The organism is Thermodesulfobacteriota bacterium, from assembly GCA_026415035.1.
Lineage (GTDB): Bacteria > Desulfobacterota > BSN033 > BSN033 > UBA1163 > RBG-16-49-23.
The window spans coordinates 1-10,345 of sequence record JAOAHX010000040.1 but is presented as its reverse complement, the minus strand read 5'-3'; the positions used below and the strand labels follow the sequence as shown (position 1 = coordinate 10,345).

10 protein-coding genes are annotated in these 10,345 nt (G+C 57.0%); all 10 read right to left on the bottom strand.

Annotated features, from left to right (window positions below; translation table 11 throughout):
• Positions 1-10: 10 nt before the first annotated feature.
• On the bottom strand, positions 11-625 hold the full coding sequence (gene gspM, locus N3G78_14555; GenBank protein MCX8119136.1) for a type II secretion system protein GspM: 615 nt from the start codon (positions 623-625) through the stop codon (positions 11-13).
• Entirely contained in the window at positions 622-2,037 is a 1,416-nt protein-coding gene (gene pilM, locus N3G78_14550) for a pilus assembly protein PilM (protein ID MCX8119135.1), read from the bottom strand. Before pilM ends, gspM begins: the two co-directional genes overlap by 4 nt.
• Before the next feature lie 38 nt (positions 2,038-2,075).
• Positions 2,076-3,086: a type II secretion system protein GspK gene (locus N3G78_14545; GenBank protein ID MCX8119134.1), complete on the bottom strand. Its 1,011-nt coding sequence runs from the start codon at positions 3,084-3,086 to the stop codon at positions 2,076-2,078.
• Positions 3,083-3,799 carry a prepilin-type N-terminal cleavage/methylation domain-containing protein gene (locus tag N3G78_14540; protein MCX8119133.1) on the bottom strand — a complete coding sequence of 239 codons (717 nt, stop codon included), beginning with the start codon at positions 3,797-3,799 and terminating at the stop codon, positions 3,083-3,085. Before N3G78_14540 ends, N3G78_14545 begins: the two co-directional genes overlap by 4 nt.
• Positions 3,783-4,199, bottom strand: a complete 417-nt coding sequence (locus tag N3G78_14535; protein ID MCX8119132.1) for a prepilin-type N-terminal cleavage/methylation domain-containing protein — start codon at positions 4,197-4,199, stop codon at positions 3,783-3,785. Before N3G78_14535 ends, N3G78_14540 begins: the two co-directional genes overlap by 17 nt.
• A gap of 5 nt (positions 4,200-4,204) precedes the next feature.
• Positions 4,205-4,708, bottom strand: a complete 504-nt coding sequence (locus tag N3G78_14530) for a GspH/FimT family pseudopilin (protein MCX8119131.1) — start codon at positions 4,706-4,708, stop codon at positions 4,205-4,207.
• Positions 4,705-5,142, bottom strand: coding sequence for a type II secretion system major pseudopilin GspG (gspG, locus tag N3G78_14525; GenBank protein ID MCX8119130.1), 438 nt, complete (start codon positions 5,140-5,142; stop codon positions 4,705-4,707). The genes N3G78_14530 and gspG overlap by 4 nt, the downstream gene beginning before the upstream one ends.
• A 19-nt stretch (positions 5,143-5,161) precedes the next feature.
• Positions 5,162-6,376, bottom strand: coding sequence for a type II secretion system F family protein (locus N3G78_14520; protein MCX8119129.1), 1,215 nt, complete (start codon positions 6,374-6,376; stop codon positions 5,162-5,164).
• Positions 6,377-6,404: 28 nt separating this feature from the next.
• A complete protein-coding gene (gene gspE / locus N3G78_14515; GenBank protein MCX8119128.1) occupies positions 6,405-8,111 on the bottom strand; it encodes a type II secretion system ATPase GspE in 1,707 nt (568 codons plus the stop codon).
• 321 nt (positions 8,112-8,432) lie between these two features.
• A partial coding sequence (locus N3G78_14510; protein ID MCX8119127.1) for an LUD domain-containing protein occupies positions 8,433-10,345 on the bottom strand: 1,913 nt, incomplete at its 5' end.

The window sequence follows — 10,345 nt, the reverse complement described above, 5'->3', positions numbered from 1 at the left end:
CCTCATCGCATCACCCTTCCCTTCCCTTTCCCTTGGTCTTTTCTTGCTTGATCGTTTTGATCGCTCCCGAAATGACGAAGCTTCCTTGAATCTGATTGGGCATCCTCGGATTTGGGACGAGGAGATCCATCTCCGAGATGACGAGGGCCTTCTCGTGATGTTCGATGTCGTGGATAAACTGGACCAGAGAGAGGAGGTTGTTGACAGGATTGAAATCGATGTGGATTGAAATTCGCTGATAAAAGGGGCTCTCTTTCGGTTCAAGGATTCTGAATCCCCGGATCGCCATCCCGTTTCGATCGAGGGCTTTCTTCACCATCTCCTGAAGTTGGGCCGCCGCCAGCTGGGGGGTCTCCCCGTCGAGAAGCCTCTGCTGGAGCGACTCGTACTGTTTGCGGGTACGATCCAGCTCCTCTTCGATCGATCTTCGATTCTGAAGAAACTGGGAATATTTGGCCAGGGTCATCTTCTTGACCAGCGTCTCCTCCTCCATCCTTCTCATTTCTTCCCTCAGGGAGAGGAGGAGGGTCGCCCCGAGGGTGAAGAGGATCACCGACCCGACCAGAAGATAGAGGGACTTTCTCTTGGAAAACCTGACTTTTCTTTGAAGGAAGGAGATCTTCACGAACCGGGCCTCCTTGCCTCAAGCCTCACCCTCAACCTGAACCTCTCCTTCTCCTGCGATCCGTCGGGCCTCATGAACCTCTCCTTCGTGACGGGCGCCAGGAATTCTACCTTTTCGAAGAGGGGCGATTTATCGAAGATCTGGATCAGATCCGAGGCCGAATCCGCGTACCCGCTCAGCTCCAATTCTCTCCCGTTATACTTCAGGTTCCAAAGCCAGGCCGTCTCGGGAAGGAGGGAGGTCAACTCCTTGAGGATGTCGATCTTGCTCACCTCTTCCGACTGGAATTTTTCGAGCTCGGAGATCTCCTTAGCAAGGGCCTCCTTCTCCTTTTGGATCTTCTCCAGGGCTTCGACCTCGGGTTTCCGCCTCCTCACCTCCTCGGAGATCGAGGCCAGCTCCTCCCGTTGCTGGGAGTAGAGGGTCATCCCCTGTCTCACACCGAAAAGACCGAAGAGACAAAGGAGGATGAGAAGAAGGGGCCTTCCGATCTTTCTCCGCCTCTCCCTCAACTCTTCGGGTAGGAGGTTGAGTTCGATCCTCGGCTTGACCAAGCCGGACAGGGGTGCGCCGATCGAAGGATAGAGGAGCCCCAGGTCTCTTCGATCCCCCTTCCATTTGAGCCTATCGATGGGAGGGCGGAACACGTTCTCTTGCCCGGCAGACTCTTTGAGAAGGGTAAGGTTCTTCTCCTCGCCCTCTTCGCCGAAAAGAAACCATCTGACGCTTTGACCGGAGGCAGGACGGAGGCCGGAGCGCTCCCAGATTCTTATCACCTCGGCTGGCCAGTGATCTGGATGGTAATGAAAATGGAAGCTCTCCTCCCATTCTGAACCCCTTAAAAGGTTCATCTCGAGAAAAGGAGGGAACAGCTCCAGCAGGACCGATGCCTCTCCATCCGAAGAGGGCCGGTTGTAAAAGAAGTGGTTCAAGGCCGAGACCGTCGAGATCTGGATGGAGATCGGTCTGATGCCCACCTTCTTCAAAAGGGAAAGGCTCGATTCGATCTCCGACCTCCGTACGAAGGCCGCAAAGAGGGTGAGCCATTCCTTCTCCTCTCTGAGGAGATGGTAGTCGAAGTAGACCTCATCGGCTTTAAAGGGCGTATATTTGGGCAATTCGTATTCCAAGACCTTTCTCAGGTTTTCCCGCGTGGCCGCCGGAAGCCGGATGAACCGGGCGATCGCCTTCTCCCTCGGAAGCGAGACGTGGATGCGATCCCTCCGAAGGGAATGTCTGGCAAGGAAGGGAGGGATCGCTCCGATCACCTGGGCCTCCCGCTCCTCCCGATCTTCCTCCGGAGCGATCGGGTGGATCGCATAGTCCACCACCCGGACCCTCCCGAAGGACCTCTTCAGGAGCGTGAGGATCAGATGTCGGGGTCTCAGATCGATCCCGATTGCGGCTGGCACGATGTCCCTCTCTCAGAAGCGCGTTCTGAAAAAAACTTTTAAATCACATCGACCCATTGGACCACCTTATAACCCTTTTTTTCACGGGCGTCTATCTTCACGATGGCTTTGAGGCCCCGCGATGGCCCTCCTTCCTGAGCCCTGGCCCTCGATTCGACCGTATAATAGGCCGTCCTCGGGCGATAGGCGATCAACCTTGCGGCCTCTGCGATAAACGGAGCCATCTCAGGCACCCTTCTCAAAAGATCCTGCTGGTTCTCGATGGGTCGCTCCTCCCGGGCCTTCACAATCCCTACGCTCACCTCCTTCGGGATCCCGAGAACCATCCTCATCACGAGGGAGGGAGCGCTGTTCAGGTCGATCTGTTCTCCGGAGGCGTAGATCGAAAAGAGATCCTTCAGGCCGACCTTCTCCACCTGCCCTTCCTCATCCTTTCTCTTCAATCCATGGAAGAGCTGGGCCGTCACCCCCCTCACGAGCAGGAGCTCTTCAAGGGAGTCGAGGGGACCATTTTTGCAATCATAAGGCTCGGCAAGCCCTCGGTAGTAATCGTTCTCCGCTCCATTGAGCCTGTAGAAATCGTCCGGATCCCTCCAGTCGAGGATGGAATCGACCACCACGTCGCGCGCATCCCCCTCCAGGCCCATATTCTTCAGGATCTTTCGAAGGAGCGATTCTGAAACGGTATTGATATTGATCTTCCCGTCTTCCCCTATGATCCGAACCTCCGCCCGGCCTCCTGTGAAAGAGACGGTGTAAGCCCTTCCATCCGTGATCCACTCCCTCTTTTCCGCCGCCACCTCCTCGGCTTTTAAGCCCTTTCGCTTCTCCCGGATCTTGGGGTCTCGGAGGTAGATCAATTCGACGATCGCCCGGTGAAGGCCTCCCTCGGCCATCCCGTAGAGCTGAAGTTCCTCCTTGAACTGTCCTGCCATGTTCAGTTCGGTCCTCATCCCGAAGCTGAACTCGAAGACGATGACCGAGAGGATCGCCATCACCCAGAGGACCATGATCAAGGCCACGCCTTTCTGCCTCGTGATCTGGCTCATGGCCCTCCCCTCGGGACGGTCCTCCTCACCCCGGGTCCGATCCGGACCTCCTCTGCCTTCCTCGCCTGGATGGGGATGAGGAGGGACAGGGTGTTCTCTTTTCCTCCGGTCTCTCGGAATATGAGGGTCATCCTCAGGGCCCCTGGCAGTTCCTTCTTCTCCTTCGCATCCCACTCCTCGAGCCACTGTTCGGATATGCCCTTCGATTCGTCCTCCTCCTGATAATATTCGAATCGCACATCGGCGAGGCCTTCGAGGAGGACGTGGAGGTCCTCCTTTTTGGGGTCCCCTTCGAAGAAGTCCCGGTTGAGCACCCGCTGCTCATAGAGGAGGAGACGTCCGCCCTCCGGCTCGAACCGGTATTGGGTGTAGACCAGCCCCTCGGCCCGACTCCTTTTTAAAGGAAGGGTTGAAACGAACCTCATCGACCGGGGCTTTCCTTCGAAGGCGAGGTGATCGGCCTCGGCTGTCTTCGGTTTGACCCGGTAGGGCACGGCCGACTTCATCTGCCTTGAAAGGATCTGGGAGAGGATGCGGCTGCTCTGGTTTTCTTCCTTGAGGGATTCCCCCCTTTCCCAAGCGGAGAGGCCCAGGCGAAATCCAGCGAAGAGGATGAGAAGGAGAAACCCCAACACGGCAAGGGAGACGATCACCTCTAAAAGGGTGAACCCCCTCGGCCAATCTTTCCGGAACCGATCAGCTCCGCTTCTCATCGGCCTCCCTCTTCACGCAGCGGTAGGATTCGATGTCCATCGACCTCTCTCGGAGCCCCGATTTCCAGGTCACTTCCAGCCGGATATGGAGAAGCTCCACCGGAAGGGTGAGGTCACCCTCCTCCTCGAAAGGAAGGATTTTTACCCGCTTCGTCACGATTCGCCACCTATAGGTCTTATCGAATTCCCCTTCCTCGACCCCTTCGGTCTCGATGGGCCTCAATGAGAACTCTTCCCATTTCAACCGGGCATACTGGGTCGCCTTGGTATACTCCTCCGAAGCCCTCCCGAGACGAAGCCCGCCTGCGAAGAGCTCGATGATGGCCATCAGGCCCGCTCCGAGGATGGCAAGGGCCACGACGATCTCGAGGAGGGTCAATCCCTTCTGTCTGCTCCCCATCCCCATTAAATCCTCTCGGCCATCCTTTCGATCTTGACGGCGCCGGTGATCGAATGAACTTCGATTCTAAAGGGTCTCTGATCGTCCCCTTCGAGCAGAAAGGAACCCCCGCTCGAGCTTCCGTTCGGATAGAATTCGATGGCCGGCTCTTCAGGAGGGAATTGGCCCGCGGAGGTCTTCACCTCCCGGATCTGAATCCAGGCCGGAATCATAAAGGTCCTCACCTGTGAAGGACCTTCTTTCGTCCCTTCTTCCTCGAGCGCCTCCGGCTTGAAGGATTGAACCTTCACCGTCTTCGAAGGAAGGTCGAAGAGGATCCTCTGGATCTCTCCCCGGAGGACCGCCTCGCTCCGGCTGTTACGAAGGAGGGAGGAGAGCTTCCGGGCGGTCGCCTTCAACTCGGCCGATTTTGAGACCCTCGAGAAGGAGGGGGCGATGAGGCCGATCGAAAGCCCGAGGATGAAGAGGACGACGATCAGCTCCAAGAGGGAGAAACCCCGAGTTTTCATTTCCCGGTCTCTTTCCAGCTCACCACATCCTGATTCTCACCCTCTCCTCCCTCGACGCCATCGAGGCCGTAGGTGTAGAGGTCATATTCTCCGTGATCGCCAGGGGATTTATAGTTATAAGGCCTCCCCCAGGGGTCCATGGGGATCTCCTTTGGAAGGTAGGGGCCTTTCCAGGAATCGAGGCCCGCTGGCCGCTCCCGCAAGGCCTTGAGCCCCTCCTCCGTGGTAGGGTACCGTCCGACATCGAGCCTGAAGGCATCGAGGGCCGTGCCGAAGAGTTCGATCTGGGCCTTGGCCGACTTCTGTTTGGCCTGGGTCAGATAACCGAAGAGCCTTGGCCCGACCAGACCGGCCAGAAGGCCGATGATGATGATGACGATCATGAGCTCGATCAGGGTAAATCCCCTCTGCCGATATCGACCTCTCTTTTTCATCGCGCCTCCTCAAAAACCCTTAAAAGGGGATCTCATGGATGCTGAAGATCGCCAAGAGCATGGAGATGACGATAAAACCCACCACCCCTCCCATGATGAGGATGACGACGGGCTCGAGCAGGGAGATGAGACGTCTCATCCCCCTCTGAAAATCCTCCTCGAAGACCTCGGCGATCCGGATGAGCATCTCGTCGAGCCTTCCGCTCTCCTCGCCCACGCCGACCATCTGGACGGCAAGGGGTGGAAAGATGGCGGTCTCCTCGAGCGATTTCGAGAGGCTTTTCCCCTCCCGGAGCCGGTCATGGAGGAGGCCGATCGCCCTCGACATCACCCGGTTTTGGGAGATCTCCCTGACCAGGTTGAGGGCGGGGAGGATCGAGACCCCGCCGTGAAGCAACGTGCCGAGGGTCCTGGAAAACCGCGCCACCTCCACCTTCCTGAGGAGTTCTCCGACGAGAACCCATCTCAGTTTAAACCGATCCCATCGAAACCTCCTCTCCTCGTCCTGGAGATAGGCCTTAAAGAAGAGAAGGACGAGGAGGAGGGCTCCCATCCCCAGCCACCAGTAATCCCTCACCGATTGACTGATCCATAAAACCACCTGTGTGGGAAGCGGGATGGCCTGCCCCATGTCCGAAAAGATCTTTGCAAAACGGGGCACCACGAAGGTCACCAGGAGGGCGATCGAAAGGCCGCTTACGGCGGTGAGGAGGAGGGGGTAGATCATGACCGAAAGGAGGCTATCCCGTATCTCTTTGACATGCTGAAGGTAGTGAACGAGCCGGGAAAGGATGGTCTCGAGAAACCCTCCTGCCTCGCCCGCCTTGACCATGTTCACATAGAGCTTTGAGAAGATCTTGGGGTGGGCGTTCAGGGCCTCGGCAAGCGAACTTCCACCTTCCACGCGTCTGAGGATGTCGAGGACCACCTCCTTCAACCTCCTGTTTTCCGTCAGGCTGATCAGGATCCGGAGGCTTCGGTCCATGGGCAATCCCGCCTGGATAAGCGTGGAGAGCTCCTGGGTGAAGACGAGCAGGTCCCCGAGCCCGACACGCTTAGGAAGGCGGGCAAAGATCCCGAGCCTCGATTCCCTCTTCTCGGCAAGTTCGATGCGGATGGGGATGTAGCCTAAGCGGTGAAGCCCTTGCACGATGGAGGCCTCGTCCTTCCCCTCCATCGAACCCTCCACGGTCTGGCCGCTCAGGGTCGTCGCCTTATAGAGGAACTCTGCCATGGTGAATCAAGAATCCTCGCTGGGTTCGTTAAAGAGGTTCCTCTTCCTGGGTCACCCTCAGGACTTCGGAAACGGTGGTCACTCCCTGCCTCACCTTTAACCAGCCATCTTCCCTCAGGGTCCGCATCCCGTTTCTTCTGGCCGCCTCTTTGAGAAGGTGGGATCCCCGCTTTTCAAGGATGAGCCTCTGGATATCCTCCGTAATCTTGAAGAACTCGAAGATGCCTGTCCTGCCCCGGTAGCCGGTGAAGGAGCAATGCTCGCACCCCTTCACCTCGAAGAGCTCGACCTCCCCGTCCGTCCCATCGAGCTTCATCTCCTTGAGAATGGCGGGACTGGGGCTGGAGGGCTTGCGGCAATGAGGACAGGCGACTCGAACCAGTCGTTGAGCCAGGATGCCGATGATCGTGGACGAGAGGAGAAAATCCTCCATGCCCATATCGATGAGGCGGGTGATGGCGCTGGGGGCATCGTTCGTATGGAGGGTGCTGAAGACGAGGTGTCCGGTCAGTGCCGAATGGATGGCGATCTCGGCGGTCTCGGCATCCCGGATCTCTCCGATGAGGATCACATCGGGGTCCTGTCGGACGATCGAACGGAGGGCGTTGGCGAACGTGAGGCCGATCGAGGGCTTCACCTGGATCTGGTTGACCCCTCTGAGCTGATACTCCACAGGGTCTTCGACGGTGATGATCTTCTTCCCCGGCGAGTTGATCTTTTCGAGGGCACAATAGAGGGTCGTGGTCTTTCCGCTTCCCGTGGGGCCAGTCACGAGGATGATTCCGTGGGGCCGCTGGATCACCTCCTGAAAGGACCGGAGCGTATCCTCCTGAAATCCCAACTTCTCGATATCGAGGAGGATGCTCCCTTTGTCGAGGATCCTCAGGACGAGACCCTCTCCGTGGATGGTCGGAAGGGTGGAGACCCTGAAATCGATCTCCTTGCCTTTGACCCGAAGCATAATCCTCCCATCCTGGGGAAGGCGCCTCTCTGCAATGTTGAGCTTGGCCATGATCTTCACCCTCGAGACGATGGCCGCCTGAAGCCTCTTGGGCGGCGACTCCACGTCATGGAGCACCCCGTCGATCCGGTAGCGGACCCGGAACTGATTTTCATAGGGTTCGAAATGGATATCGCTCGCCCTCATCTCGATCGCTCTCGAGATGATGAGATTGACCAGCCGGATGACCGGCCCCTCCGACGCCATATCCCGAAGATGGTCAATGTCTTCCTCTTCCTCCATCCGGTATTCGGGGATCGACTCCAGGTCCTCGATGATCTTTCCCATCGAGGTCTCGTCAAGCCCATAGAGTCGATCCAGGGCCTCGAGGATCTCCGCCTCTCTGCCTACGAGGACCCGGATGCGATATCCCGTGGCCAGTCGGATGGCATCGATGGTGTAATAATCGAAAGGATTGGAAAGGATCACTGTCAACTCCCCCTGCTCCAGCCGGGCGGGAAGCACCTTCGACTCCTTCATGAAGGGATAAGGGAGATGATTCACCAGGACCGGCTCTCTGGGGTAATCGTCCGGCGAGGCCAGAGGAATCCCGTAAAACTCCTCCGAAGCCCTCCGATACTCGGATAGGGTGAGGAGACCAGAGTGGATAAGATGATCTTCCAACGAAAGAGATTCGTTCGAGGGGGCTGGAGACCGCAACCTCTCCGCCTCGGAGCGATCGATCATCCCCTTCTCGACCAGATAAGAGAGAAATTTCGATTCAAGGGGATTCATAGCGGTGAACCCGATTAAAATTTAACCAGATTTCCCTTTTCGTTGCAAGATACTAAGGGAGGGGGTACCGTGGTGGTTTGCCAGGGGGTTAAGGAGGATCCCCCAAAAAACAGGGAAAGATCAATGTATCCCCCGTTCGCTTCATTGCTTTAGCAAACAATCGATCCCTACGAACACGATCCTCACCTTTCTAAACGACTCAACAAAGGCTTAAGGGCTGCGTCAAAAATCCCCCCTTTCTCCCTCACCGCGGGAAATCTTTATGCCTGAGACGCGCCCTCTTTAAAAATCGCCAAAGTTTAAATAATCTCTGGAAGGGTTCTATCTGGGCGAGGCGTGAATCTCTCCCCTCTTGAGTCTCTCCAGAAGGTATTCGGGGGTGGTCATCACCTTGAGTTTGGCATCGAAGGGCACCCCTTGTCTAAGGTTATGTTTGCAGGAGAGGCAGTCGGTAAGCAGAATGTCGGCTTTCACCTCTTCAGCCTCTTTCACCCTTCTTCGAGCCATGTCGCGGGAAAACTTCGGATAGAACCCACGCACGCCCCCTCCAGCTCCGCAGCAGAGAGACTCCCGGTGGTGATGCTCCATTTCGAAAACTTCAACCCCGATCCCCTTTAACAATTCTCTCGCCCCATCAAAAGAACCCAGTCCCCGACCCAGATGGCAGGGGTCGTGGTAGGTCACCTTCGACGAATCGCCATCGGAGGCCCTGAAATCGAAGTTTTCCCGGAGGAAGGAGAGAAAGGGTTTGAGGATGAGACCGGTGGGATGGACCTTCTCATATTCGACAAAGGTCTTGAGGCAGGTGGGGCAGAGGAAGAGGACCTCCTTGCCGCCCGCCTCCTTGATCTTGGTAACGTTCTGCTGGATTCGCTCGGGGTTGCAACTGGAGCCCGTATCTTCTTTGACGGCCTCACAGCAGACCTCGTCGATGAGGGTGAAGTCGATGCCCAGCATTTGAAGCAATTCGATCATCTTCCCCGTCGTTTCGGTTTCGGTGGTCAAGCCCACGCAGCCCACATAAAGGACGACAGGAGCTTTATCCGTCGGAGAGGTAAATTTGGCCCGTCCCACCTCGGCGTAAGGTGTCCCGTATCGATCGATCGTCGATTGAAGGCGGCTGACCTCATCGAGTTCTTTGGATACCTCCGGATGGTTCAAGCTTGAACGCCTCAGGTCCTTTAACCTCTTTCCGGCATCGATTCCGACAGGGCAGACCTCTCCGCAAAGCCCACAGGTGGTGCAGAGGTAGAGGCCGTCTTCTACCCCCTGCCTCACCCCTTTGAAGAGACAGGAGAGGGCCGCCCCCCTTCCCCCCAACATGCCATCGGCTCCGAAGGAGGGGCCGATGGCATTATAGGTGGGGCAATGGAGGAGGCAGTTTCCGCAACCGATGCAGTAGAGAAGGTCGGAAAAGGCGCCCCCCTTTTCGAGGAGCTCGCTCCGGCCATTGTCAAGCAGGACTACCACCACTTCCTTTGGCTCATGCATCCCGAAGAAGGGGATCTTCTCCACATCAGAGGATTTCGACCTTCCTCCGACGATGTCGATGAAGGAGGGAAAGAGGGAACCGGTGGCGAGAAAGGTCTCCAGCTTGGCCATCCGAAGGGCCTGTTGGATGTCCGGATAGATCTTGTCGATGGAAGCAAGGATGAGATGTTTCGAACGGGTCCTGACCCGGGTCACGTTCCCTTCGTTATGGACGATCAGGATCGCCCCTTCTTTAGCGGCAATGGCATTGGCTCCGGTGATGCCGATCTTTGCCTTTTGGAGGTAGCCTTCGATGTCCTCGCGGACCGCCTGCATCTCCTCTTCGGGCACGGGAGGTATCTCTCGGCCCAGATGCTTCGATAGGATCTCGGCGATCTCGTAGCGGGTCAGATGGACGATGGGGCCGGTATAGTGGGACGACCGGCCGCCGATCAGTTGGTTGATCCTATCGCCAATGTCGGTCTCAATCACCTCGATGCCCCGCTGGGCAAGAAAAGGGGTGAGGCCGATCTCCTTCGAGAGGTTCGACTTGGACTTTACGACGAGCTTCTCCGGACCGATTTCGTTGAGGAAGATTTGACAGGCTTCCTCCCCGTCCTTGGCCTGAAGGACCTTGAACTGGTTCTTTTTGAATCGATCGATGGCCTCCTCGAGGAGCGCCCGGTTGCCCAAGGAGGTCCTACGAACCTTTTTAATCTCCTCCTTGGCCTCTTCAAAGTCCTCATAGAGGGGAAGGTTCAGCT

What these genes read in the sequence shown, in the direction of transcription:
- N3G78_14540 (MCX8119133.1), bottom strand. Translation starts at nt 3,799, where the DNA reads ATGAGAAGCGGAGCTGATCGGTTCCGGAAAGATTGGCCGAGGGGGTTC.
- gspG (MCX8119130.1), bottom strand. Translation starts at nt 5,142, where the DNA reads ATGAAAAAGAGAGGTCGATATCGGCAGAGGGGATTTACCCTGATCGAG.
- gspE (MCX8119128.1), bottom strand. Translation starts at nt 8,111, where the DNA reads ATGAATCCCCTTGAATCGAAATTTCTCTCTTATCTGGTCGAGAAGGGG.
- N3G78_14545 (MCX8119134.1), bottom strand. Translation starts at nt 3,086, where the DNA reads ATGAGCCAGATCACGAGGCAGAAAGGCGTGGCCTTGATCATGGTCCTC.
- N3G78_14530 (MCX8119131.1), bottom strand. Translation starts at nt 4,708, where the DNA reads ATGAAAACTCGGGGTTTCTCCCTCTTGGAGCTGATCGTCGTCCTCTTC.
- N3G78_14535 (MCX8119132.1), bottom strand. Translation starts at nt 4,199, where the DNA reads ATGGGGAGCAGACAGAAGGGATTGACCCTCCTCGAGATCGTCGTGGCC.
- N3G78_14520 (MCX8119129.1), bottom strand. Translation starts at nt 6,376, where the DNA reads ATGGCAGAGTTCCTCTATAAGGCGACGACCCTGAGCGGCCAGACCGTG.